Annotated in this window: 14 protein-coding genes, 1 pseudogene and 2 riboswitches; of the genes and pseudogenes, 4 read left to right on the top strand and 11 right to left on the bottom strand. The window is 36.6% G+C overall.

Annotated elements, in window-relative coordinates:
• Positions 1-536: 536 nt before the first annotated feature.
• The 5 genes from AC1RNS_RS24260 to AC1RNS_RS24240 all read right to left on the bottom strand — a co-directional run bounded on the left by AC1RNS_RS24260 (position 537) and on the right by AC1RNS_RS24240 (position 15,928).
• A complete protein-coding gene (locus AC1RNS_RS24260) occupies positions 537-4,145 on the bottom strand; it encodes an S-layer homology domain-containing protein (protein WP_492996400.1) in 3,609 nt (1,202 codons plus the stop codon).
• Between the two features lie 301 nt (positions 4,146-4,446).
• Complete coding sequence (locus AC1RNS_RS24255) at positions 4,447-5,772, bottom strand: NCS2 family permease (protein ID WP_492996398.1); 1,326 nt, start codon at positions 5,770-5,772, stop codon at positions 4,447-4,449.
• A gap of 129 nt (positions 5,773-5,901) precedes the next feature.
• Positions 5,902-6,003, bottom strand: a riboswitch (purine riboswitch).
• 252 nt (positions 6,004-6,255) lie between these two features.
• Positions 6,256-7,023, bottom strand: coding sequence for a class B sortase (gene srtB, locus AC1RNS_RS24250; RefSeq protein WP_492996397.1), 768 nt, complete (start codon positions 7,021-7,023; stop codon positions 6,256-6,258).
• Positions 7,024-7,045: 22 nt separating this feature from the next.
• Entirely contained in the window at positions 7,046-13,909 is a 6,864-nt protein-coding gene (locus tag AC1RNS_RS24245) for a DUF7601 domain-containing protein (protein ID WP_492996395.1), read from the bottom strand.
• A 933-nt stretch (positions 13,910-14,842) separates the two neighbouring features.
• Positions 14,843-15,928, bottom strand: a complete 1,086-nt coding sequence (locus AC1RNS_RS24240; protein WP_492996394.1) for an SH3 domain-containing protein — start codon at positions 15,926-15,928, stop codon at positions 14,843-14,845.
• A 292-nt stretch (positions 15,929-16,220) separates the two neighbouring features.
• Here AC1RNS_RS24240 and AC1RNS_RS24235 point away from each other — a divergent pair, with 292 nt between their 5' ends.
• Genes AC1RNS_RS24235 through AC1RNS_RS24225 form a run of 3 tightly spaced genes read left to right on the top strand, consistent with a single transcriptional unit; the run spans position 16,221 to position 17,633 of the window.
• Positions 16,221-16,661, top strand: a complete 441-nt coding sequence (locus AC1RNS_RS24235) for a LytTR family DNA-binding domain-containing protein (RefSeq protein WP_492996393.1) — start codon at positions 16,221-16,223, stop codon at positions 16,659-16,661.
• Positions 16,658-17,074, top strand: a complete 417-nt coding sequence (locus AC1RNS_RS24230) for a hypothetical protein (RefSeq protein ID WP_492996391.1) — start codon at positions 16,658-16,660, stop codon at positions 17,072-17,074. The genes AC1RNS_RS24235 and AC1RNS_RS24230 overlap by 4 nt, the downstream gene beginning before the upstream one ends.
• 16 nt (positions 17,075-17,090) lie before the next feature.
• Positions 17,091-17,633, top strand: a complete 543-nt coding sequence (locus AC1RNS_RS24225) for a DUF7010 family protein (RefSeq protein ID WP_492996390.1) — start codon at positions 17,091-17,093, stop codon at positions 17,631-17,633.
• 567 nt (positions 17,634-18,200) lie between these two features.
• Here the strand turns inward: AC1RNS_RS24225 and AC1RNS_RS24220 are convergent.
• Positions 18,201-19,739 carry a M56 family metallopeptidase gene (locus AC1RNS_RS24220; protein WP_492996389.1) on the bottom strand — a complete coding sequence of 513 codons (1,539 nt, stop codon included), beginning with the start codon at positions 19,737-19,739 and terminating at the stop codon, positions 18,201-18,203.
• A 1-nt stretch (position 19,740) separates the two neighbouring features.
• Positions 19,741-20,109 carry a BlaI/MecI/CopY family transcriptional regulator gene (locus AC1RNS_RS24215; RefSeq protein ID WP_492996387.1) on the bottom strand — a complete coding sequence of 123 codons (369 nt, stop codon included), beginning with the start codon at positions 20,107-20,109 and terminating at the stop codon, positions 19,741-19,743.
• 213 nt (positions 20,110-20,322) lie between these two features.
• Between AC1RNS_RS24215 and AC1RNS_RS24210 the strand changes: the two are divergent.
• Positions 20,323-20,590, top strand: a pseudogene (locus AC1RNS_RS24210) (site-specific integrase); the annotation flags it as partial.
• 97 nt (positions 20,591-20,687) lie between these two features.
• Here AC1RNS_RS24210 and guaA read toward each other — a convergent pair.
• The 4 genes from guaA to AC1RNS_RS24190 form a co-directional block, all read right to left on the bottom strand.
• Positions 20,688-22,241, bottom strand: a complete 1,554-nt coding sequence (gene guaA / locus AC1RNS_RS24205; RefSeq protein WP_492996385.1) for a glutamine-hydrolyzing GMP synthase — start codon at positions 22,239-22,241, stop codon at positions 20,688-20,690.
• 152 nt (positions 22,242-22,393) lie between these two features.
• Positions 22,394-22,495, bottom strand: a riboswitch (purine riboswitch).
• A 35-nt stretch (positions 22,496-22,530) separates the two neighbouring features.
• Positions 22,531-24,711, bottom strand: a complete 2,181-nt coding sequence (locus AC1RNS_RS24200) for a transglutaminase TgpA family protein (RefSeq protein WP_492996384.1) — start codon at positions 24,709-24,711, stop codon at positions 22,531-22,533.
• A complete protein-coding gene (locus AC1RNS_RS24195; protein ID WP_492996383.1) occupies positions 24,708-25,889 on the bottom strand; it encodes a DUF58 domain-containing protein in 1,182 nt (393 codons plus the stop codon). Before AC1RNS_RS24195 ends, AC1RNS_RS24200 begins: the two co-directional genes overlap by 4 nt.
• Positions 25,886-26,830, bottom strand: a complete 945-nt coding sequence (locus tag AC1RNS_RS24190; protein WP_492996381.1) for an AAA family ATPase — start codon at positions 26,828-26,830, stop codon at positions 25,886-25,888. The genes AC1RNS_RS24195 and AC1RNS_RS24190 overlap by 4 nt, the downstream gene beginning before the upstream one ends.
• Between the last annotated feature and the right edge of the window lie 44 nt (positions 26,831-26,874).

The following is a 26,874-nucleotide window of genomic DNA, read 5'->3' as shown; positions in this document are numbered from 1 at the left end:
GGATCAAACTCTCCATAAAAGAAATTTGATTAGCTCAAATTGTTTTGCTGGCATCAATTTTGATGTCCAAAATTTTTGTTTTGTTCATTAGCAAAAGCTAGCTACTAAAAACTTTATTGATTACGTTTTGCTTGTTCAGTTTTCAAGGTTCATTAAGCTGTCACTTCCAAGTGACTTTCTATACTTTAACATAGTGTTAACTCTATGTCAACTCTTTGTGTTAGTATTTTTTAAGGTTGTTGTTTGTTTTCTTAACAACGTTTAAAAATATAACATTAATCTACTAGGAATGCAACTGTATTTAAAAAGAAAAATTATTCTGTTAAAAATGTTTTTCATGATATCTTTCAATCTTTCATTGAAACCCATTACTTAATGCGTTTATTCCAACCAATGAAATCTTGTACTCTCATTGAAGCAACTTACTATTTAAAAGAAAGGATGGCTTAAGTCCATTAAAAAATCGACTTAAGCCATTTAAAGTATTTTAATTACTACTTAAATTAGGATAATAAAAAGCAACTACTAGAAATCTGTTATTTTATCAATTTTTCCATACTATCAATAAAGTCATAACTATGCTCAACAGCCGCTTCTTGGATTTCATAATATGCCCAATATTGAGATGAAACATCTGTGAATTTATCTTCAATAGACTCATTAATTGGACCACGATTGAATAAACGATTCAAAATTTTTACTGCTTGTGCACGTGTTAACTTTTCATTCGGTCGGAATGTCCCATCACTGTAACCAACCATTATACCCAAATCACTAATACGCGCAATTTCATTTATAGCCCAAAATTCTGATGATACATCATTAAAAGTCTTTACTTCATTTTCTGTATCACAATATTTTGTATCCTTCCAACCCTCTTTACAATCTCTATCTATCCATCGAATTGCAATGACAGCCATTTGTGCACGTGTAAGATTAGCATTTGGGACAAAAGTATTTCTTGTTACACCACTCATTATACCGATTGAACGAATATACTCTATATCATCTTTAGCCCAAGATTTATTTGTATCTTTATATGTGTAGGTACTTGATATAGGAGTACTATTATTTGTAAATTGACGTGCAATCATTGCTGCCATTTGTTCACGTGTAATATAAGCATTTGGACGAAACGTTCCATCTTTATAACCCTGGATATATGGGACATGCTTTAATAATGTTTTTTCAACATCTACTGTCTCATTAACAGGATTGAAGTATTCATTAGATCCTTCAACATAAAGGATTGTGAAAGTTGAGAAATGATCTACATCAAACTCAATTCCTTTTACACCATTTTCTGTCTTCACTATGCGGCCTTTTACAACTTCTTTAGTCCCATTACTATGCTCAATAAAAACTAATAAATTATCAATTTCTTCTTGCGATAAATTAGTATGAATTGGTAAAGTCAAAGTCACAGGTATTGAATTCATATTAGTCTCAATTGTCATAGGGCGACCTATAATATCAATATTAGCATTTTCTACTTTAGTCATAACTTTTATTTCTTGCTTCATACGTGCTTTAATGACCTGTTTCTCCGTATCCTTTTTCAATGGAACAATCTTGAAATACAAATCATCCGTAAAAGTATCTAAAGAAGTACTTGGAATAAAAATATTTCCATTTATCGTATTAATTGATAAATTAATTTTCTCTTGACTCAAATTATTTATAGCATCCTTTAAAATATAGATATTTGTTTCCTGCACTTGATCTTTTGTATCCGGAATAATAAGTCGAGCAGTTTTAATACCATTATGTTGTAGTTTTTCAATGAACTCCTGCGCCTTCTCCTTAGTAAAAATAACTTGATCTTTTACTTTTCCATTTTGATCAAATTGCCGCTCTATCGGTATTTGTAGAAGTAATTTATCTATATTTGCATCATCAACTAGATCTACATTAATTCTTTCTGTAATTATTGATGGCAATGATGCTACAGGTGGATAATATGTGATCGGTGTAAAATTATTATCTACTTTCCAATTAGCAAATAAAGTTACACTTTCATTTTCTATGGTAAGAATACTATTTGCTACATATGTTTGACCACTTCCATTTGCCTTTGTATTCCAACCATCAAATATATAACCTGTTTTGCTTAGATTCCCTTCATTCCCTTTTATCGTAACGGTGTCACCAGTTGTATAAACTTGATGATCATTTGGAACGTTTCCATTAGTATGTCCATTTCCATCATAATTAATTGTATAAGTCGGTTTTATAACTGATTTCCACATTGCAAATAGTGTTGCACTTTCATTTCCTATCACAAACGTACTATTCTCTGAGTATGCTTGTCCACTTCCATCAGCTTTTGTATTCCAACCATCAAATACATAGCCTGTTTTGCTTAAATTCCCTTCATTTCCTTTGATCGTAGCTGTGTCTCCTGTTGAATAATTTTGTTGGTCAATCGGAACATCTCCATCAACATGACCATTTCCATTATAAACAATTCTATATATAGGAAGAGGTTCTTCTCTTGTTATTGTAATTGTATAAGTTTTCAAAGATCCATTTGGTGCTGTTACAACAATAGCAATTTGATTATCACCTAAATTCAATGGAACTTGATGAATTGTGTTATTTGTGACATCAGCTGCATTAATTTTCATGGTAGCATCTGAATCCATTAACTCAGCAACTATATTTACACTATCAACTTCATTAGATACGATCGCTGAATATGCTTTGATCTCGGGATTAAAAGCTGGTGACAATGTACCCTTATCAATAGATAGGTTCTTTAATCTAGATTCATCCGAGAGCTGTGGTGTAATTACTCCTGTCAATTGGATACTACGTTTATTACTACTAACATCTGTTGTAATTTCGATTGTACCATTCTTGACATCTGTTGAGGTTGGGTTGAAAGTTACTTCAATATCAAAAGAATCACCAGGATTTAATACTCCACTATAATTAGATGTACTAGTAAACTCCCCTGAAGTAATAATATCAGTGATTTGTATAGGGTTTATTGAATTATTTCTAACAGTAACTGTTTTTTTCTGCCCTAGTATATTAAAAGAAAGTCCACTTGTAGATAAGCCAAGATCGTAACCAATTAACTCTCCAGAAAAAGTAGAAAGATAAATTGCCCCATTTTGTTGATAAAGGAATAAAACATCGCCATTAGTAGAATTTATTGCAATATTAGCAATATTTGTTTCAGCAACTTCTTTTGACTGTCCAAATGTATTTCCTGCATTTGTACTAACTGCATAAAACACCTTACTACCACTTGCAAATCCAGTAATGATATTACCAAACATATCTCCACTTATCGAGCGCCCTGAACTAGAAGAGTTATTTGGGAATTGAATAGTTTGAGATGTTCCTTTAGTAATATTAGCTTTCAACGTATTTGTTTGGGACCCACTTACATACAGTAAAGTATCATTATTAGAATCCGCTACGAGAGTACCTACTGAATACATTACCGAACTGTTTGTATTTACAATAGGACTAAACGTTTGACCATGGTCATTACTGATAAAGTAATAAACAGATGGATTATCTACTACAACTATCACATTTTTATTTTTAGGATCAACATGAACATCTGCAAAGCTATAGTTCATAGCTGATATGGTACTTTTATTAAAAGTATCTCCACCATCATTACTATGAAGAAGCGTTCTTCCCTTACCAATTATATAGAGATAATCACCATCTGTTGCCATATGAAGGGTTGCTCCACCATCTAATGAACCAATATCCTTAGGTGCAGAAAATGTTTTCCCGTCATCAGCACTCTTTACTAACCTAGCCGAGCCATTTTCTACCCATCCTACATATACTATACCAGTGGCAGAGACAGCAATCTCTGCTTCATAGTTTTGTGGGATAATTTGAACACTCGGCTGAAACGTTTTCCCATTATCTAAACTACGAGCTACACGTATACCATTAGTTCCATGATAAGTAGCAAAAATTATTCCATTTGCTGCAACAGCCAGCTTACGCGAGGTATTACCTTGAGTTATCGTATTTCCTACACTTCCAACATCGCTTACAAGAACTCCAGTTGTACTTGCTTTTACATTAGGAACAAATGAAATAACATTTGATAAAACCAAAAGAATGGCTAACAAATAGAATCCAAATCTTTTTCGCATTAAACTCTTCAACTTTGGTGCACCTCAGCTTTCCTAGTTACTATTAAATAAGCATTTTTAAATCGATATTTTCATGATCAAACATAATTTTTTCCAGCTTTCGAATGGCGCCTTCCTGAAAATTCATAAATTCCTTGAGTGAATCTAAATAATTTAACTAACATGTATCATCCCCCTCCTAAAATAACTAACTCAATATCTATGCAATATAGTAAAACAAACTACTCTCCAAAAACTCTCATAGTATCTGAAGAGCAATAAAAAAACTGCCCACAAATATGGTTAAAACCAAAATTTGCGAACAGCCATTTGTTTATAAAGTTGCTAAATATAATAAGAAGATTATCGCGAAAACATACATAATCGGATTTACTTCTTTTGCTTTTCCTTTAATAATCATTGTTAATGGATAGAAAATGAAGCCCACTGCAATACCTGTTGCAATCGAGTACGTTAATGGCATCATAATCATTGTTAAAAATGACGGTACAGCAATTTCAAAACGATTCCAAGCAATTTGACCTAAAGAAGCGACCATTAGAACTCCAACTATAATTAATGCAGGAGCTGTAACAGCTGAAGTAATAACTCCTAACAATGGAGATATGAAAAGTGCTAATAAGAATAAACATCCTGTTACAATTGAAGCGAAACCTGAACGTGCACCAGCTGCTACACCTGAAGAGGATTCTACATAAGATGTGATTGTAGATGTACCAAAAATGGAACCTACAATCGTAGCAATTGAATCAGAAATTAAAGCTTTACCAGCACGTGGTAAACGATTATCTTTCACTAATCCTGCTTGGTTTGCTACTGCCATTAAAGTTCCTGCATTATCAAAGAAGTCGACAAATAAGAAAGTTAAAATTACGGACAGCATGGATAATGTATAGAAGCTTGGATCAAAAAAGGCACTGGATAATGCACCGAATGTTGGCGAAATACTAGGTGGTGCTGAAAAAACTTTTTCTGGTAACCCAACTTGTCCAGTAATCATACCCACAATTGAAGTAATTACCATACCATAGAATACGCCGCCTTTAATTCCACGCACCATCAAAATAACCGTAACAATAATGCCAAAAATCGCTAGTAATACCTGTGGGTCACGTAAATTCCCAATACCAACTAAAGTCGCATCATTATTAACAATAATTTTTGCATTTTGCATGCCAATAAATGCAATGAATAAACCAATACCAGCACCTACCGCTAATTTTAATTCCATAGGGATAGCGTTAATTAATTTTTCTCGTAGGCCTGTTAATGTTAATAATAAGAAGAAAACACCTGAAATAAATACTGCTGCTAAAGCATGCTGCCATGGGCTACCATTAACCAGTACTACTGTATAAGCAAAAAATGCATTAAGCCCTAAACCAGGCGCTAAGGCCAAAGGATACTTCGCTAAGAGTCCCATAATAAAACAACCAATAGCTGCTGACACAGCAGTTGCAACAAATACAGCCCCATAATCCATACGTAAAGCATCTGGTAAATCCTTTACATCTGCTAATGTCAATGTTAATGGATTTACTACTAAAATGTAAGCCATTGCTAAGAACGTTGTGAAGCCACCAAGAAATTCCCGACGATAATTCGTTCCTAATTCATCGAACATGAAATACTTTTTCATTTGAAAGAAATCCTCCGTTGGTCGTCTTCAATATCGAAAACAAAAAAGACACACTGACTATTCTACTAGTCGCATGTCTACGATATTTCATCACCTGTATTGTGTGAAATTTATTAGTGTCTATACATTCGTATATATAACTAAAATCGTAGTCAAGTTATTTACGGTAACTTGGTAGAAACTCACGGGCCTTATTCCCGACATTATACGACGACTTATTTAATTTACAATCGTAATATATCATTTCATTTTTTAGATTTCAACCCTATTTCCGAACATTTTATATAAAAAAAATACGAAAGTTCGTGTAAAATACTTATTTAATGTTCATGTTTTTTTAATTAACACTTCTTAGATTTCATTGTGCCTTAACTAATAAAAACCCTAGAATCAGCTTTAAGATTCTAAGGTTTCATTATTAATAATTTCCCACTCATTATGAAACTAATACAATATAGTTGATTTAAAGTTACTGACACATCGTCAAATTCGCTTTCGAGCAATCACTGCTAACCGACTATTCTCGGCTGAGTACTCACATGTAGATAGAACAAGAAGCTTGTCTCCATACTGTGCAGTCACTCCTGTGTCGTAAAGCGCGAGCTGTTCAATATTTTGAATATACGAGTCAAACTCAACAGGTGTTTCTATCTGATCAATCTGATAGTATTTAAAAACGTCATCCGTTTTGCTGTATACCTCCGAGAGAATAACAGCAACGATTTCGTATTCTTCCTGCTCGTAAAGCGTACTAAATTGTAACATTGTATGCTCCTTATAGTAGCTTTCCTTCTTGTACTTCTCTAAATCTGCAAACATCGCTCCACTTTTCATATGATGTCCATGGATGAGTAATATGTCTGAATCATTTATGTGACTATGCTCATCCAAAAAAGGGAGTCCATTTTTATTTTTTTCCTTATTGAAACCATGATTCAGATAGTACTGCGTATCCTGTTTATTCTGCATAATCGGGTAATCAATCCGGGTGCCGTCTATTTTCAGCCACCCGATGATATCCGGGTTTTGTTTGTACAGTTCTTGGAATTCAGGGAGCATGACATTTGTGATAAAAGATGAGGTTGCTTTAACATCCTCATCTTTATTATTTTCTTTATATCGTATTTCTGCTAACTCTTTTATTTGCTTATTTTCAGTATAATCCTGTAAATAACTTCTCCCAAGAGAAACTAGGGAATATACAAGTAGGATTGTGAAAAAGGCGATAAGAATTTTTTTAATTTTGCTCATTTCCTTACCACCTTTCCCATTACTAAATGTGCTTTTTCTTCTTGTTACCAAACAATAGGAATCCTAGCATTATTAAGGACATAAGCGCCAAAGCCATATAGAAGATTGGTGGCATACTATTATCACCTGTTTTTGGAACATTATCTAATTTGTTTTCTTTGTTTACTCCACTATTATTGTCATCGGATTTACTGTTTCTACTAGATTCAGTTTTATCTACAGAATTAAGCTTGTTTCCAGAAACTTTGGAATTACTTCCAGAACCAGGATTGTTTCCTGAATCTCCTTGATTTCCTACAGAGCCTAGGTCGTTTCCTGAATCTCCCGGATTACCTTCAGCTCCTGGGTTGTTTCCTGAATCTCCTGGATTACCTCCAGTTCCTGGGTTATTTCCAGAGTCTCCTGGATTACCTCCAGTTCCTGGATTGTTTCCTGAATCTCCTGGATTACCTCCAGTTCCTGGGTTGTTTCCTGAATCTCCCGGATTACCTCCAGTTCCTGGGTTGTTTCCTGAATCTCCTGGATTACCTCCAGTTCCTAGGTTGTTTCCTGAATCTCCCGGATTACCTCCAGTTCCTGGGTTGTTTCCTGAACCTCCTGGATTACCTCCAGTTCCTGGGTTGTTTCCTGAATCTCCTGGATTACCTCCAGTTCCTGGGTTGTTTCCTGAACCTCCTGGATTACCTCCAGTTCCTGGGTTGTTTCCTGAACCTCCTGGATTACCTCCAGTTCCTGGGTTGTTTTCAGAACCTCCTGGATTACCTCCAGTTCCTGGGTTACCTTCTCCAGATCCACCAGGGCTAACTGGTTTCATTGGTACATTGTGTTGTACAATGTCGAATTCAACAGAAATCGTTGGGCTCGTATATGTTTCATATCCATTTTTTGTTACAACCAAATAGTAATCTGCTTCTGGGAATACCATGTATGCGTAGAAGCCAAATATATCGCTATATTGCTCTGGGCTAGCGTTATCGTTCGGTGCAAAGCCTGGAATCGCAGGCAATACTACTTTCGTGCCTGGTGTAATACCTTTCGCACGGTTTCTTGGCGTGTCTGCATAATATAGCGTTACTGTAGCGCCTTCAATTTTCTTACCAGTGTTTTCGTCACCTGTCGTTTTATCATAAACCGTGCCGTATGGGTCTACTAATTCTGCTGAAATATTAAGTTCATCAATATTTGCCAAGTTAAGTACTTTATCCTTGACAAGTATTAATTCTTTGCCTGGCTCAAATTCATAACGTACTTCCAGCGTATAGTTACCTGTTGTTAAACCTTCTGCTGTGAAAGTACCATTCTCCTCTAAAGGAAATGCCTTTGGAGCACCATTCTCTAAAACATAATTTCCCGCTGCATCCTTCAAATAAACAATTAAGTTACCAGCAAAATCCTTAGTTAGCAATGAGTTAGTACCATTAGGTTGCTTGAAAAGTACGATACCTACAGCAGTAATTTCTGCTGGAACTAAGTTACCTTCTATTGGGTTATCCGTACCTTCAATAATCGCTTTTTGCGTGAATGGAACAAGCGTTTGTATGCCACCAATATTCACTGGATGCTTGTAAGTAATCGTATACTCCTCACCTTGTTGAACAAGATGGTAGTAACGACCTTCCGAATCAGTAGTGATCGTTTCTTCCTCACCAGTTGCAACATTTTTCACTACAATCTCTTTAAAAGGAAGGACCTTTCTAGTTTCATTGTCACGTAGAACACCTGTAAGTGCTGCTGGCATTGTGATGACAACTGCATTATCTTCATTGTATGGTACACCTGATGGGCTAGTAGCATCCGTTTTCGCAATCACCTTATGCTCTTTCGGTGTGATGTCAGTCAATTTCGGTGGCGTATATGAAATCGTCGCTTTACCATTTTCATCAGTAGTAGCTTTGCCCACTTCCACACCATCAACGATAAAGATAACTTCCTCGCCTACTACTGGCTTGCCATCTTGCCCTGTTAAAGTAGCTGTTAAGTCAACAGGTGTTTTACCGTCTCCACGTACCTTTTGAATTTTTGGTTCTAGGGCAAGTGTACCTGGAAGATAACGAACATTCTCAAATGGAGCTTTAGCAGTTTCGTTATCCTTGATTGTACCTGTGTACTCTCGGCTTGTTGGTGTTGTTGTGTAACCTTCTGCCGTATAATCCTTTTCTGTTACGACATATGTTGTATCTTTTAAGATTTCTTCAATTAGCAATGTTTGTTCATGTTTCAAGTGGAATTTGTCCCCAGACTTAATCTGTCCTTTCGTGCCGTCAGATTTCGTATAATCATACGTTTTGTCTGCACCCGCCCCAGTAAAGATTACTGTGTATTCAAATTCCTTCTCTTCATCACTACCATTACCAGTAACTGTATTGCTAATTAGTAAACTGCCGGGCATCTCTCTATTATTGATATAGTGTGCTTCGGCTGTTTTTCCTTCTTCGATACTACCTGTAATAATAAAATCTTCTGGTGTAGTTGCATACTCTTCATTTGTGTAATCTATCTGTTGAATTGTGTAAGTAAGCCCCACAGGTAGATTATGAACAGTGATTGCCTCACCATGTTTCAGTACGATTTTTTGACCAGATTCGATTGTTCCTGTCGTGTCATCAGACTTCGTATACGAATACGATTTGTCCGATCCTTCGCCAGTGAAAGTAACCGTATATTCAAAGTCTTTATTTTTATTGCTACCGCTGCCTGTTACCGTATTGTCAATCAACAACTGTCCGTGTATTGTTCGGTTGTTGACATACTTCAACTCGGTTACTTTGTTTTTTTCAATCGCACCACTGTACACTCGGCTTTCTGGGTCTGTCGTATATCCGCCATCCTGATAGCTTTCTTGAGTAACTGTATAAGAAAGACCTTCAAGTAATTTAGGGAATGTGATTGCCTCACCATGCTTCAGAATGATAGAATCTCCACTTTTTATCGTAGTTTTTACTCCATCCTTCACATATTCATATTCCGCATCCTTGTCTTTCCCATCAAAGATAATTGTATATTTAAACTCTTTGTTTGAATCTCTGCCATTACCTGTTACCGTATTGTCGATTTTTAATCCACCTACAGCAGGAGTTGGTACAATAAGCGGATCAGCAGAAGTAACTTTTACTCCGTCCACCCAAATAGGCTTCCCTTGCGTATTCCCTACATACACTTGATAAATTCTTGTAGTTGGTAGCCAAGTATTGGTATCAATATAGGTTTCCTTCAGCTCATAATACCCTGGATCTGGGAATAGCAGATTAAGGTTCCCTCCGCTATCAGTTGTTCCCTTTGCAACTTCTGTTCCATCGCCCTTCTTATACAGCGTAAACTGTACACCTTGAAGCGGTTTACCGTCAGGATCTACCTTTTTCAGTGCTAACAAAGCATTGGAACTTGAACTACCGGCTACGTCCGAATTATCCAACATGCTTTCGCTTTTTGCACTGATAGATTCCAGCTTATCGTCTCCCGCTAGCTTTACCTCATTGCCCATCTTGTCTCCAGCTTTCGCTTTAGATGGATCAACCTCTGTTTGATATACAAACTGATATAATTTATTAGGGTCTTTCATTTTGAATGTTAAAACTGTAGTGCCACCCGCACCTGGTGCAGCTTCCACTTGAACTTCAGCATTCGGGTCGCTTAGGTCCAGTGCTGCACCCTCCCGTTCCAAAGCACCGCTGGCAGTCAGTTTGGCACGATACACTGCCATACTTGGCGTTGTCAGTACAAGCTTTCCGTTTGCATCGTAGCGCAAATTCATGCCCGCACCGATAGTGTCCTGCAAATAAACACCCTGCTCCATGTTGAATGGCGGAGTATAGTTTACTGTCCATTCCAATACTCCTGGAGTTGGCTTAGTTACCGACTTCCCTAGAGTTTGAATTGGTACAATAACCTTACGTTGTTCAGTGATAACCTTTTCCTCTCCACCCCAAGTCATATGAAGATCAGCTTTATTATACAGTACCTGCTTGGCGGTGCCGTTTGTAGTGTATTCCTCTAAATATTTTTCTAAAGCCGCATTGGATGGTCTTGCCTTTACTAAAATGACATATGGACTTTCCAATTTAGAGAAGGTGAAAGTTCCTACGTTTCCATTCTTAGAGAAGCTTACTACATGAGCGTTAGTACCTGGTTCAATAATCGTTTTGGCATCGTTTCTAACGCCATATTCAGTACCACTACCATTGTCCGAATAGCCTTTCCAAAGCTCAAAATCCTTACCCTCAGAAAACGGCACGAATTCCCAGCCTTCTGGTAATGTGTCTACCAGCTTAATATTACTAATTACTCGATTACCGCCATCCTTAGCCATTTCTTCTGTATTATATCCTGGCATATTCACACCAAGACGGAAAGTAACTGTTTTTGTCGTTCGGTCATATGCAGAAAGTGTCCATGCTTCATTGCTATCATTTCTAATGTAGCTACTTACGTTATTTGGGTTAACGTTTTCAGGTGTACCATCTACCTTCAATGGCTTAGACGCAAAAAGCATATCTTTATTCAGCATGCGCACATGAAGATTCACCGAATTTTGTGCAGATTTCACGACTTCACCATCAAACAGCAAAGCTCTATTCCATCTTGCTTTCCCTACATTAATATCTTGCTTAAACAGGAAATTTGGATCAGTTTCAAGTGAACGGAAGCTGAAAGAAGCAGCTTGATCAGTAGTATATCCAGTCACTTTGATTAAATCCGCCACCACTTCACCATTCACTGTCAAAGGGATAGCTTTCAAAGTCAAGCCGTTAGGGCTCTTGAGGGTTCCTTCGTGATATTGCTTCCAGAGCTGTGCATCATTAATATTCGTTTTGATTTTCGCAATGGTTTCTGCATTCACCTCTCCAGTTGCATCTACAGCGTTATTCAAGACGTTCAAATCTCCACCGTGCACTAGTACATCGTATACCACCGCATCTGGCAGGGCATACTGTGGAGCTAGGCTAACAGTCCATGTAACACCGCCGAGGCTGAAATCCTCCATCGTAAGAGAGCCATTTTTTGTAAAAGTATGTGCACCGATAGTAACTATTGCTTCGTCAGTTACTGCGGCAGGTCTTAGACCAGTCACCACATCATTATTCTGAATACCATTTAATGTGTCTAAATTCCAGTTAGCACGAGGATCGATTCTGAAATTTGAACCATTTATCACCTTAGACTTAATCACTAGCTCTACTTTACCGTTAATATCCCCAAAGGAATAAACACTGTTCGCATCTGGTGTAATTGCTTCTTCTTCAGATGCAGCACCATCCACCCAGGTTTGCCATGTTGCTGATGTAAATTCCAATCCAGCAGGTAGGATATTTGTGATAGTAAAGTCCTTTAACCCTTTTTTGTTATATTGGTTAACAGTGACTTTCCATATGATTGTTTCACTACTATGATCATACGAGGCACTGACCTGAATCCAATCTGGAGCAAAGGAAATCTCCTGGCTCGCCTCCACCAACTTATCATCATCTTGTTTCAATTGCACTGAACCACGCATGACCCGATAGCTACGGCCAAGATTGCCTGGTGGATTCTTATGCTCATAATAGTAGCTTTCTTTTGGAATCCATGTTTTATATTCGACTTTTGGATCTACACCTGTTCCTGGTGGAAAAGTATAGGTCAGCGATCCGTCCCCACCAATGCTTGGGGTTGCCTCAATACCATTTACTTTGAATGAACCTGGCATGTAGATACCGGGGACATTCCCAGAGGTATTATAAGATGAGGGGTTCGTATAAAATATCTTTCCGTCTAATGGTAGTTTGATTTTATTATCAAACTGATCGAAAGCAGATACAGTTGACTGCCAAGTAACCGCTCCCTCAACAAATTGTGCAGCTGGAAGTCCGCGATAACTATACTGATCCCATTTGACCATACCGGGCGAACTCAATGTTATGCTATACGCCGCTGTCACGTCTGGGTTTTTCAACTGATAAGCTGTCCCAAAGATGTTGATAGGCTTTGTGTCACCATACACCATTCCCGTTAAATCTGCATCGGCAGTAGTTTCAAAGCTGAAGACAATTCCTCGTCCAACACCATTGAAAAAGTTATCGTCACCATTAAATACAATCTTAATGCTGTTCGGAGTGAAATAGGCAGTACCGAGCTGTTTCATACCTGATTCTGTCTGTGCATTCAGAACTTTAGTAGCTGTCGGTAACACCACTTCTTTAAAGTAGTCTTCTCTTTTCAGCTCAATCCAATCACCCTTCTGGATGTAATTATCAGGATTTGCATTAGTCGGATTTGGGTCATCACCATTCACTGGCGCCGCGAGGCCTTCCGATTTGAGTGTAAATTGCTGTCTTCCTTGAATAATACCATCTGGCGCAATAACAGTCTGGGGATTCCCCTGCCTCACTTCCAGTGGAAAGGACGAATTAACTCCCATAAACACCGCTGTTTTATCAGAAGGCACTCCCAAAGACATCGGTATGACACTCTTCTGTGTGTCAGATACTGCATCTTTTGCAGATGGGTCTGTTTCAACTTCATTATTTGTCGCCTTATCAGTATCGACCGGTTCGCCTTCGTTATCTGTTTCCTTACCAGTATCAACCGGTTCGCCTTCACTGCCTGTTGTCTTACCAGTATCAACCGGTTCGCCTTCGTTGCCTGTTGTCTTACCAGTATCAACCGGTTCGCCTTCACTGCCTGCTGTCTTATCAGTATCAACTGGTTCGCCTTCGCTGCCTGTTGCCTTATCAGTATCGACTGGTTCGCCTCCGCTGCCTGCATTGACTGTTTCGTCTTCCACATAGTTATCAGGACTTATCGAACTCTCCGCAGATGCAGGAACAGCGAATGCCAACGTTTGCAAAATAAGCATCACTACTAGCAAAAATGACATCACTGATTTGCTTATACTGCGTTTTCGTTTCATTCCCAAAACCTCCTCCTTTTCCTTATAAGTTCATGTCAACTGTACGGTAAATCTGCCTGTGGCCTCTTTGAAACGCTATGGAGCTTCAAATGATCAAGCTTCACAGAAGAACAAGCTGGAAACCATACGTCGTCGTTTCGCCTAGCCCTTACTTTAAAATATCAGTCCATGCCAAGCGGATACAGTGTATCTAGTTAACTCTATCATTAAGTGTTGAACAAAAACTGAACAGTCTCGGCAAAAAAACAAGTCGTATTTTTTGTATAGTAATCAAGAAATTGATGAGTGAGCGTTTCAAGCTTATTTAAGAAAAAGGAGTAGAAACCTGAGCTATGTTGAGTCGCAAATATTTCTCAAAAAACTATGGATTCTAGGTTCAGATTTTCGAAAATCATTGAGAATAAAATGGCAAAATTAAAAACGAGTCCAGTGCATACCGAACTCATTTTAATTAAGCCTAATGAAATAACCGCGTCTAACTTTTGGGGGTCTCTTCAAATATTGGAGGTTTTTGGGTAGGAAACAATTTATTATAAAGCAGCTTTTGCTGTCTTATTATCTTAGCAGACTCCGATAAATAGGTATCCACATTCTAATTAGTTTATATCTATTATTCTCTGGTGACTTAGATATAATATCATACAGCACACTGGTTCATGTGTTTTCCTTCCTTTTAATAATTGAAGGACTTATCTGTTTCACTGGTGCACAATACGTATACAAATGATTAAACGTTACTGGGTTCTGGTGCAGATTGTATATCTATTTTTTGAAATTTGCATAACACAGCATTAGCTTTGCTATACATATCGACGGGAGTATTGCAAAATTTGTCTATGCAACACCTCCCCATAGCACACCGCTTGAACAAAAAATACAAATAGCATAGGGAACCTGTTCCAGGATCTAAAGTGTTCATTATAAAGCAAAATTTTATTTGCGATAAAATGTTAATTTTGCTGAAGTATAAAGATAATCATCATGCACAACGATTAAAGCCGTATAACTATTCCTTTCCCAGCTTGTAAACAAATTTCTATATTTTTCATAGGTAAATTCATAATCATCTCCAAGTTCTGCTATCCCTCCTACATGTAGTCTGGCATGCATAGTAGTCATTTGATCCCATGTGTCATAACTATTTTGTTCAGGAAGAAAGTCATAGCTAATATACTCTAATTGCCCACCTATAAAAATGTATGTCAACTCTGCTGAATAGCCATATTTTGTCGTTTCATAGATTAAAAAAGTTTCTCTACCGTCTTGAAGTTTGTCTATAAATTTTGATTTCTCATTTTTCTCTACATCTCGAATAGTTAAGTTAAAGTTAATATTATTAAAAGGCACAACAGGCTTCTTTGTAGCTAAAAATTTATCTACTACATATCCTTTGATATTACCAGCGGTCACATAGGACCAGCCTACTAATGTAGCATGTACAGTCACTTGTGTACCATTGCTTAATGAACCTACTGAAGCTCCCGATTGACTGGCAATATTTCGAACGATAACCCCACTAGCTGTATTAACGTACTTTGTTGTTGTTTTAGTCTGCCCCATAAAATCTGATTTAACATAGCCTACCACATTGCCATATTGTACATAAGACCAACCATTTCCTACTGATCCATAGTCTTCAACAATCATATTATATTTTAATGTAGCTAATGTTGATGCTGAAGGAGATGGCTTAGATTTCACAACGAGACCACTTTTAGAATTTGCGATTTTAATCGTTGAAGGTGGAACGCTTAAAAAAGAGGAAGAAACATATCCCTTTACATCACCCGCTTGAATATGAGACCAACCATTCGAAGACGAAAACTCTATCACAAATTCATCCTTCGCTAGATTACCAATGGAATTGGCTGCATCATTCGGCGACTCTCTCACAAGCAAGCTCGAGCCACTTACAACCTTCACTGTTCGATAATCCGCAGCATCTGCTACTTGGTGCTGAATACTAAATAGCATCGCGAGTACAAATACTGCAGCAAACCATTTCTTGAATATATTCAACCAATTTACCCCCTTTTATATTTTCACTATTCTACCATTTATCATATTGACTGTATATATTTCCAAATTAACAAGTTCAATAATATAATTATAGCTGTTACTTTTCTTTCGCTACAGAAAACATTTGCCGCTGACGCTTGGCTTTCTTCTAAAAAGGTAGAGCGAAAATTTGGTATAATTTTAAATTTACTGAATCAATGTTGTAACAAAGTCTATTTTTTTTGCAACAAAACTAAAAATCATCGTAAGTTCTGAGAAGTATTGCTACGATAAAAACAGAAAGGAGAACAACATGAAATTCAACTTTATTTGGAAAAACAATAAATCATCTTCTGAAATTGAGATTATTAGTAATCCTTCAAATAAAGAATTGCTTTCGACATTTGAACAACAATTTTTCCAATCTATAACATTAAGCGCAACAGATTTCAAAACAAATCGCCAGGTTATGATTGAACTCAATAACATCGAAGCAATTGAGGCATCTGGTCATTTTACCAAAATCTTTTTAATAGATGGTACAGAGCTAATGCTGAATAAGATTTTAAAAGAGTTATCTTACTTGGAATCATTCGGATTGGTTAGAATCAACAATTCAATGATTTTGAATTTGAATCAAATACACTCGTTTGCTTCAGGAAGTCATGCTAGATTGGAAGTTACTACAAAACAACAAAATACATATATTGTAAGTAGGCATTATGCAAAATCTATTAAGGAGAAATTGATATGATAAATGACTTAAAGAATAGCTTTTTGAACGTTTCATTTATGGTGTTGATTTGGATTACTTTTTTAATTACTATTTTTAATCTTCACGAAGAAAAAGTCAGCTTTCTTTATATTTGGAATTTAATTGGTATTAGCATTCTAATGGGAATTGTTTTTGGTATAGCTTATCCTTACTTGTGGAACTACTCTACATTAAAAGTAACAACTAAAATTACTATTAGTACTTTTTTAAATTTTTTCTGTGGCATTGGAAGTGTATATCTTTTTTCACTGAAAGTATTTGAATTTATCCAACCTTATTTATTACTAATTTTAGTATTAACGTTAATTGGTCATATCATCGGATTTTATTTTTTCTCAAAATATGAAAATAAAAAAATAGCGGATAGTTTGAATAGATCGCTTGAAAATTAAGGAGACGGAGACGAAAATGAACATCAATACTAGCTTACAAGTACTATTAAATGATATTGCTCAGAAACAAAAGAAGGGGCTTCCTTTTATCATGGCCTCCATATTTATTTGGGGAGTTATCACAACAATCACATTGCTGCCTTTAGATTTAATGATAAAAAATATTGGTATTCTATCTTGTGGTGCATTGCTGTTTCCTGTTTCAATTCTTTGTGCCAAAATATTAAAGGTTGATTTATTTTATAAAGAAAATCCATTGATTAATGGACTGTTGATTGCAACAAACAATCAAATTTTATATTTACTTATTTGTATTCTTCTATTGATTAAAGCACCTATGTGGGTCTTACCTGTATATGCAATTATTTACGGTGCACATTTGTTACCATATTCATTCTTTTATCAATCCAAAAATTATCGATATAGTTCAATATTTATTTGCGGAGCTATTTTGATAAGTATAATTTTCTTCCATTTAAATATTATCTTTGTCCCGATAATCGTAGAAATTGGTGTGCTTTTCTTATTTTTAATGCTGAAAAAGGAAATTAAAAGCTAGTCTATACGGGGATGAAGTTGAACTCTTTAACTAAATATCAAAAACGCCTTAGAAATCAATGTTTCTAGGGCTTTTTGTTGTGAATTTATACATCTAAAATCTATTTTAATTCGATATTTCCCAAATATCTGTAACAGGTTCACTTGACCATTTCAACTAAACTCAGTGTTAAAAGCCCAATTATCATGCAAGATAAATCGTCGATACTAAGAAAACGTTTATATATCATAGAAGATTTCATAATCAACAAGTGTTACCATGTGTCCACCACTAACATCAAGGTCAATAGTTTTATAATTACCCATGGAGATATACCTAAGATTTCATTCCAGATGTCTACCCTTTGTTTGGCGAAAAACTTACGTATCATTATTCCATCACTTGTAATGTTCCTTGTGAATAGACAAAGGATTGACCATTAATAGTGAAAGGGAGCTTACTTAAATCATGTCCTATCCTCATCATAAGTCATACCACAGGTTGTACAAATATTCCAATTTAATTTAGCCCCTATTTTGAATGATGCTTGTCAGATTGATGTCTCCTCTCAGCTATACATCACGATTTCTATGGTGTAGATTTCATATAACGTGGTGTAGTACCTATAGGATTCTGACTTGGAAAAGGTAGACTATTATTGTTCGTTACCCAGCCATTAAAATTAAATGTGAATTCCACACGAGCGTCTGTATTCTGCGTATCAATATCTTGTATATAGGCTTTCAATCTACTTTCTAGGTAATTCGGTTTGATGAAATCTGCATAGGGTATCGACTTTAACTCATTAAAAGGTAATAAATAGTCTTCGATAAGGGTATTGAGCTCATCATATTCGACAGGTTCTAGTAGCTCATAGTCATAGTCAATATGAATTACTGTTGTATATTTCTGTCCATGCTGTTTATGCACAATTTCAATCAGGTATCGGTATCTTGCTTCAGTTCCAATGACACCCGCTGAAAACACATCACGATAGAGCTCTTTGTTTATAGTAGGCTCAGGTGGCACAACTTTTCTATCCTTCATATTCTGTGGGTAAATAATAAATTTGTCTGTTGCAAAGTCACCTCTGGATGCACCATTTAAAATGGATTCTTTCATAAATGTTTCGTCTAAATAGTTCAACGGCTTACTGGAAATAGCAAATGCCGAGCTGACAGCCACTCCACCTGTAGTAAGTAAAATTAATAGTGCCATTACAACCATTCCTGATTTCTTCTTATTCATATCCATAATGGAGAGTACCCTTTTTTTTAGAATTTGTGTACTCCCTAGAAAATTTGTGGAAAAAACACCTTCTCCTCTTTTTAATTTCTCAGCATGTAGAATCGTCTGACTATACGTTTTTCTAAGTTGAATATCACTATTTTTTACTACTTCCTCATCACAAGCGTGTTCACAAAGATTGTCTAATTCTTTAGCGAACAGATAGAACAATGGATTGAACCAATGAATACTACTAACCAACAACACAAACGCTTTATACCATAAATCCTTTCGCTTCAAATGAACTAACTCATGCTTCAATATCATGTTTAGTTCTTCTTCTCGATAAGCATTATTAGGAAGCCAGATAGTATTATTAGTAAATCCCACTAACATGGGGGAATGGATACAACTACATTCTTTCAATGCGATTTCCTTAGTGATATTCATTTCACGTTTAACTTTTTCAAGCAAATGAAGGGTTTTCGTTTCAGTTATCGTTTGCCCCCATCTTTTCACCATGTTCATAAAACGATAATGTCTTACGAGATGAACTGTCAAAAATACAATGATTCCTAAAATCCATATGATCATCCCTATTTGCCATACAGAAAAGGCTGATATGGTATCTACAGATGTTGACACAAGTGTTATTTGACTACTATTAACTGGAACAAATTCTTTAGATGGCAATGGCGCTGGTTCTGATAAATTGACAACTGTGGACGACATATTGAACGTAAATGGGAAAATAAACCCTACAAGCATAACGAGCCAGCCATAATAGAGCCATTTAGCACTGTAGCGTTTTAAAAGGAAAGGTGTTACAGCTATAAAGAGTAGTCCAATAAAGGTCATTACTACAGATTTAAAGAATAAACCTATCATGATACTTTGCATTTTAATCCCTCTTTTCTTCCACCCATTTAAGTAAAGAAGCTAAATCTTCATTAGAAATAGTATCGGATTTATAGAGTGTGCCTACTAAATTCATAAAAGAATTTTTATGATAGAGCTTCATAAAATGAGCTGTTTCAAAATGTAGATAATCGTCTTTTTCCACTATCGGATAATAAAAACGCTCCTTGCCTTTTTTCTCACTGCGAAGGAATCCACGTTCAGTTAATCTATTCATAAGAGATACTACGGTTTGAATTTTCCAATTGTTCTCATTGCCTATGCTCTCCATTATTAAGCCTGTCGTAATGGGAGGATTACTTTCCCAAGCTACTTTCATAATTTTAAATTCTGTTTCAGGTAATCTTTTCATATATACTCACCTCCTCCATTTAAGACAACCGCCTTAAATAATATAATACATCTGTCTTAAATGGTTGGCAATATGAAGTTGGAATAAGATGGGCGACTTTAGTTTTTGCAAAAGAAGCTTATTCTTTTTATCCACAAATCTTTTTTCTTATAGTGGTTAATTCATTTTTGATAACCTTGAGATTTAAACACTCCCATTAAAATAGAGCTAATATTTGCTGGTGTACCTACACAAAAAGAATATCCTTGCACATGCCATTGAGCATTATGCCAAATTAGTAGGGATCCACAAAATTGAACTATATACCCAACTTCATTTTCACGCCTCTCTACTCATTAGTATGGGGAAATTATTAAAGACCAGGACATGAAGCTATTGAAACAACTTTAGGCACATATGAACATCTATATACAAATAGTAACTTTAAAGTTAAGTTACTAACAAATTAAACAGAATCATCTCTTTTAAAGAAGCAAAAAAAATCAGTTTACAGTTATCTATGCAAATAAAAAGTATATTAGAAATCAAAAAAAGAGTTATAAACCCTTATTCACCAAGGGTTTATAACTCTCCTACTATTATTCCCACTCAATCGTCGCAGGTGGCTTAGATGTAATGTCATACAGCACGCGGTTCACGTGTTTTACTTCGTTTACTAGGCGGACAGAGATTTTTTCTAATACATCCCAAGGAATGCGTGCCCAGTCAGAAGTCATACCGTCGATAGATGTTACGGCACGGATACCGATTGCGTAGTCATACGTACGTGCATCGCCCATTACGCCGACTGAACGGATATCAGGTAATACCGTGAAGTATTGCCATATGTCGCGCTCAAGGCCAGCTTTTGCGATTTCTTCACGTAGGATGAAATCAGATTCGCGTACAATTTCAAGCTTTTCTTCAGTTACTTCACCAAGTACACGGATACCAAGACCTGGACCTGGGAATGGTTGGCGCCAAACGATTTTTTCATCAAGGCCAAGCTCTAAGCCTAATGCACGCACTTCATCTTTAAACAAAGTTTTAAGTGGCTCAATTAATTGGAATTGCATATCTTCCGGTAGACCGCCAACATTGTGGTGTGACTTAATTGTTTGTGCCGTAGATGTACCTGATTCGATAATGTCAGTATAAAGTGTTCCTTGTGCTAGGAAGTCCATACCTTCAAGCTTTGATGCTTCTTCATCGAAGACATAAATAAATTCATTACCGATAATTTTACGTTTTTTCTCAGGGTCAGATACGCCCGCAAGTTTATCCATGAAACGTTGACGTGCATCAATTTTAATAAGATTCATGTCGAAGTCTTCAGTAAATGTTTTCATTACTTGCTCAACTTCACCTTTACGGTTTAAGTTGTGGTCCACAAACATACATGTTAATTGGTCGCCGATTGCTTTATGAATTAAAACCGCAACAACAGATGAATCTACACCGCCAGAAAGTGCACATAATACTTTTTTGTCACCTACTATTTCGCGGATTTTCGCGATTTCAAGCTCAATGAAGTTTGCCATTGACCAGTCGCCTTTTGCTTCACAAATATCGAACACAAACTGACGTAATAGGTCATTACCATATACAGAGTGACGTACCTCTGGGTGGAATTGTACTGCATAAAATTTACGTTCTACATTTGCCATTGCAGCAATTGGACAAGAAGCACTTGTTGCGATTACTTCAAAGCCAGCAGGAACTTCTGTCACATGGTCACCATGGCTCATCCAAACGATTTGCTCAGATGGCAACTCTCCAAATAGTTTATTGGAAGTTGTTACTTGGATTTCTGCTTTCCCGTATTCACGAGCTTCAGCACCTTCAACTTTACCACCTTGTGTATGTGCCATTAATTGCATACCATAGCAAATACCTAAGATTGGTAAGCCTAATTCAAAAATAGCTGGGTCTACATGAAATGCTTTTTCATCATAAACAGAGTTTGGGCCACCTGAAAAGATAATACCTGTCGCATTCATGTCTTTAATTTCTTCTGCTGTTACTGTGTGTGGGTGTAGCTCACTGAAAACACCAAATTCACGGATACGACGCGTAATTAATTGGTTAAATTGGCTACCGAAGTCTAGTACAACGATTTTTTCTTGCTCTTTTAATAAAGGGCTAGCTGACAAAATTTCCACCTCTTCTACTATTTTTAAAGGACACCTTCATGTGTTCAAAGAAAAACGCGTATGAAAGTAAAAACTTCCTACGCGTTCATAAGCTCTTGAAATATAAAGGCGAATGCGTATTAAAGAAAAGTGATTTTACGTACTACTCACCTAACCAAAACATCCACCTTCATAGAGAAATCATTTACGGTGATCTCGTAGAAACATCCGAACCTTATTATCGAACTTATATGAAAGCAATCCTTATCATATATAATTTTTTTCATTTTACTCTTTGTACCCACTAAAATCAACTGATAGTGCGATTGATTAAATATTCCCAACTTTCTTTCAGTTTCTTAAAATCAACACTTTGTGCTTCCTTGCCATAAATATGCTGTTCATAAACTGCAGTTAATTTTTGCATTTCATCTGTCTCTAGTGATGCATCCACCCGTTCAGCAAATGCCCGTAATGTTTCACCATCTTTTCGTCGTAAACCGATGCGTGATAATTGCTTCATTAAATCCTGATAAGAAGCATCAAAATTTGTCCAATCCGCTTCCTTTTTACGATATGCTCTTATTTGCATTTTAGGTATCCACGTTCTACGTTTCGTATACAATGAAATACTAGTAGCAATGAGCAAAACAAGTAAAGCCAGCCATACATATTTGAGTTTTTTCAACCATGTCCATACTACATCTAAGCTAAATGTTGAACTATTAGCCTTGTGTTTTGGCTCTTGCTCTTTTTTCGGCTGCTCCTTTTTTTCTTCTGGCTGAGTGATTTGTTCTTGCTGAGGCGTTTCTCGTTCAATATCATAATCAATATTCACATTTCCTGTAAAGCCAATCGTTGGCTCAAACTCCATCCAGCCTGTTCCAGGTACATATGCCTCCACCCATGAGTGTGCATTATCATTTGTAATGCGATACTCACGTAAACCATCTGACACTGAACCAGCATCACCTGGCGCAAAGCCTTTTACCCAGCGTGCTGGAATACCCACCGATCGTAGAAGTACAACCATTGATGTTGAAAAATTATCACAGTAGCCAATTTTTGTATCAAATAAAAATTGATCAACATAATCCTGATCCTCAGCAGGAATAGCTGCTGCAGTTTTATCATATCTAAAACCATTGGTAGAAAAATATCTTTCTATTGCTTTGATTTGATCATACACCGATGTTTTATCCTGAGTCATGTCTAACGCCAATTCTCTTACACGCTGCGGAAGTGTATTTGGTAATTGCAAAAAGCGATTAAAGGATGGGTCCAAGGTTTCCAGCATGGATGGTTTTGACAGTTGAAGCTGCTCCATACTATAGACAGGCTCACTATATGATAGCGTATAGCTTGATAATAATTTGTCCTCATCATTTTGTTGCTCTATTCCTATTTTTTCAGTTTGCTCATCCTGTATAAACATGGTTGAATCCTGTGCTGAAACTGACAGCATCCCATACGTTTGTATTAAAAACGGCATCGGAACAGCGATGTCCATCTGAATTTCACGCGTTTTTTCTAGAGATCCCACCTGTAAAGAAGTTAAAATAGGTGTATTAGCTTGATAATAATTTTTCCCAAAGTTTCCTTGCGAAAGAATCCATCCTTTTGATGTATAGGTATCCTTCGTGTCTATACGCCAATAGTGGCGATCACGGGAAGTCGCTGTAAAAACTAATGTATTATCTCCCTGAAATGGTCCGCCTAATCGACTATCATCATCACTATAACCAACTGATTTTTTACCCGAGCCCGAATCACCTTGTCCTGCAACCCCTTTGATAAAGGGTACTGGATCAGCCCAGGTTGGTCCTGTCTTCGGTAAAAAGAACGCAACTCCACTGACAAGTAGCACGGAAACAATCATAGGTATAACAAGCTTCCACTTTCTTATTGCATTATTTGCTGCATCGACTTGAAGCCATAGCCGCTTGACAAATAGGAAGCCTGTCATGATTAAGCCCAATATAATAACTTTTACAATTGCTACTTTGCCATTGTAGTCACTAAATGTATCTAAAGTAGCAATAAAGAATACTGTTAATGCAAAGAAATAGAATATATTATTCCGCACCGTTATCCAGTGGTGAATTAAGTATATTAACATCCAAATAAGAGCAAGGAAAAGCACTGTTCTAAACGAATCTGATACTTGTCCAAATTCTCCAGAAAAAATGGCTGTCATATTCCATTTCCATTCATGTATTAAAAACGGCAATGTGTTACCAGATAAAAAAGGCTTTTTACTAAATACAAATACTACAAACCACGTAATATATCCAAGTTTAACTAAACCGGATAATAGCGGCTGTACTCGGAATAAGCTAAGCGCTAGAGATAGCCCAATAAACACTAAAAATAAGTGAAGTAAACCAGTATTGGTTAGCTCCATTACCGGAATAAGCCATTCACGTAAAATAAAAAAAACAATTACATACGCAATAGTTAATTCTATAAAATCTCCTAATGTTTTTTTCACGGCCTCTTCACCTCCGTGAACAAATGATAATAATCGAGTGGATTAACATAAACAACTTGTATATGTTTATAACGCATAGTTAATTCTGCTTGTATAGGTGGCTGTTCTGCCACTACAAAACAAATACAGCTTTTCACCATAGTGGCGAGAGTATGTAATAGTTCATCAGATACTTCGCTCGTGACATATAGCATTGTTGCAACATGCTTAAAGGCTCGTTGATCTCTTAATTGGAATTTCACATTTTCTGTTGGCTTTATAGCAGCTAAATGATGCATGACTTGATCTAACTGCTTATTCCCTTGTATAGGTGGAAACACCTTCGTTTTTGCACCTGCTGAAACAAATGAAATATCTCCTCGTTCATCTACTATCGTTTGTAACATTGATGCTACTAGCTCAATCTTTTCTTCAAATAACGGTGACTTTTTGGCATGGAACACTAACATCAGCTCCTGTGATTGACGATCCTCAAATTCTTTTGATTGTAGTGTTTGCGTTTTTGCGAATGATTTCCAATGAATCCACGAAAAACGATCACCAGGAACGTACTCACGTAGCCCCACAGCCATTGAAGTATCTTTAACGATGGAATATGGTGACATCATTGATCCGGCATCAAATTTTGTTTGAAGTGTGGCATATTTCATTTCACGGACCCTTGGATAAATTAAAATCACTTGTTCCTTTTCTGCTGAAACACTTTTTTTTGCCCAGCCAAAGAAATCACTGAAAACAATAGTTACACCTAGGTAACGATGCTCACCACGAGGCATATTTTCTAGCGTATAACTCCAGCTAAAACTTTTCCTAAAGCCTACAAACATAACGGCATTTGCTCCTTGTACCTTTGATTGCACAAGGGATTCACTATTTACAAGCTCCTCCATCATCATATAAGCAAATGGGAAGCGTGTCTTTCTCTCTACAGTAATTGTAACCTTCGCAGATTGCCCACTTTCAATATGAGAAGGCTCAATTTCACGTTCTACAAGTAAAATTTCTTCTCTTACTAATAAGGAAATAAAGGCATATAACAAAAATGGGCTAACTGCAAAAAATACAAACCAGCTAACAAAGCCCCCCTGAAACATAGCATAGCAAAATGTAAAAATGATTAACAAAGATACTAATAAGAAATGTTTACTTTTCTCTATCAATACTTTCCATTTCTTCATTGCTCCGCGAACCTCTTTGTAGGTACAGGTGTTTTTGCAATAATACGCTCAATAATTTCCTCTGCTGTTACGTTATCATATCGAGCATCAGGCTTTAATACTAATCGATGACTAAAGACAAATGGTACAAGATATTGGACATCATCTGGCGTAACATAACTGCGCCCTTTCATAAAAGCATAGGCTTGTGAGGCTTTCATTAGGGCAATCGTTGCACGAGGGCTTACCCCTAAATGTACATAGCTATTTTCCCTTGTTTGTGATGCTAACTCGACCATGTAATTTTTGACAGAATCTTCAACATACACACCTTGTACAAGTTCCTGTAATTCTTTTAATTGCTCAACTGTTAGTACTGCTTTAATTTTTTCAATCGGTTTACCATTTTCTGCTCGACGTAGTATCTCTACCTCTTCTCTTCTAGAAGGATAACCCATCTTTATCTTTAGTAAAAAACGATCCAGCTGTGCCTCTGGTAATGGGTATGTCCCTTCATGTTCAATCGGGTTTTGCGTTGCCATAACGAAAAACGGCTGATGGATTGCTAGGGTGTTCCCATCAATTGTGACAGATGCTTCCTCCATTCCTTCAAGCAATGCAGATTGTGTTTTTGGTGATGTACGATTAATTTCATCGGCAAGTACGACATCTCCCATAATCGGGCCAGGACGAAACTCAAATTCCATTGTCTTTGGATTATAAATAGACACTCCAACTACATCAGATGGCAATAAATCCGGTGTAAATTGAATTCTTTTAAATTGTGCATCAAACGACTTTGCTAGCGCTCGCACCATCATTGTTTTACCAACACCCGGTACATCCTCTAGTAAAATATGCCCTCTCGCCAGCAAAGCAACTATACTAAGCTCAGCAACATCTCTTTTACCAATCATTACTTTCTCTATATTTTCTAAAACATCTTGTATTTGCGAATTCATAAATTAAAAAACCTCCCATTTCACCCTACAATTATTTGAATTGC

The organism is Lysinibacillus sp. GW821-FHT14F06, from assembly GCF_058803665.1.
This window is presented reverse-complemented; position numbering and strand designations above follow the sequence as displayed.

Excerpts from the sequence above, each read along its gene's own strand:
- AC1RNS_RS24220 (WP_492996389.1), bottom strand. The coding sequence starts at position 19,739 with ATGCAAAGTATCATGATAGGTTTATTCTTTAAATCTGTAGTAATGACC.
- AC1RNS_RS24195 (WP_492996383.1), bottom strand. The coding sequence starts at position 25,889 with ATGAAGAAATGGAAAGTATTGATAGAGAAAAGTAAACATTTCTTATTA.
- AC1RNS_RS24215 (WP_492996387.1), bottom strand. The coding sequence starts at position 20,109 with ATGAAAAGATTACCTGAAACAGAATTTAAAATTATGAAAGTAGCTTGG.
- AC1RNS_RS24235 (WP_492996393.1), top strand. The coding sequence starts at position 16,221 with ATGAAATTCAACTTTATTTGGAAAAACAATAAATCATCTTCTGAAATT.
- AC1RNS_RS24230 (WP_492996391.1), top strand. The coding sequence starts at position 16,658 with ATGATAAATGACTTAAAGAATAGCTTTTTGAACGTTTCATTTATGGTG.
- AC1RNS_RS24190 (WP_492996381.1), bottom strand. The coding sequence starts at position 26,830 with ATGAATTCGCAAATACAAGATGTTTTAGAAAATATAGAGAAAGTAATG.
- AC1RNS_RS24245 (WP_492996395.1), bottom strand. The coding sequence starts at position 13,909 with ATGAAACGAAAACGCAGTATAAGCAAATCAGTGATGTCATTTTTGCTA.
- srtB (WP_492996397.1), bottom strand. The coding sequence starts at position 7,023 with ATGAGCAAAATTAAAAAAATTCTTATCGCCTTTTTCACAATCCTACTT.
- AC1RNS_RS24255 (WP_492996398.1), bottom strand. The coding sequence starts at position 5,772 with ATGAAAAAGTATTTCATGTTCGATGAATTAGGAACGAATTATCGTCGG.
- AC1RNS_RS24225 (WP_492996390.1), top strand. The coding sequence starts at position 17,091 with ATGAACATCAATACTAGCTTACAAGTACTATTAAATGATATTGCTCAG.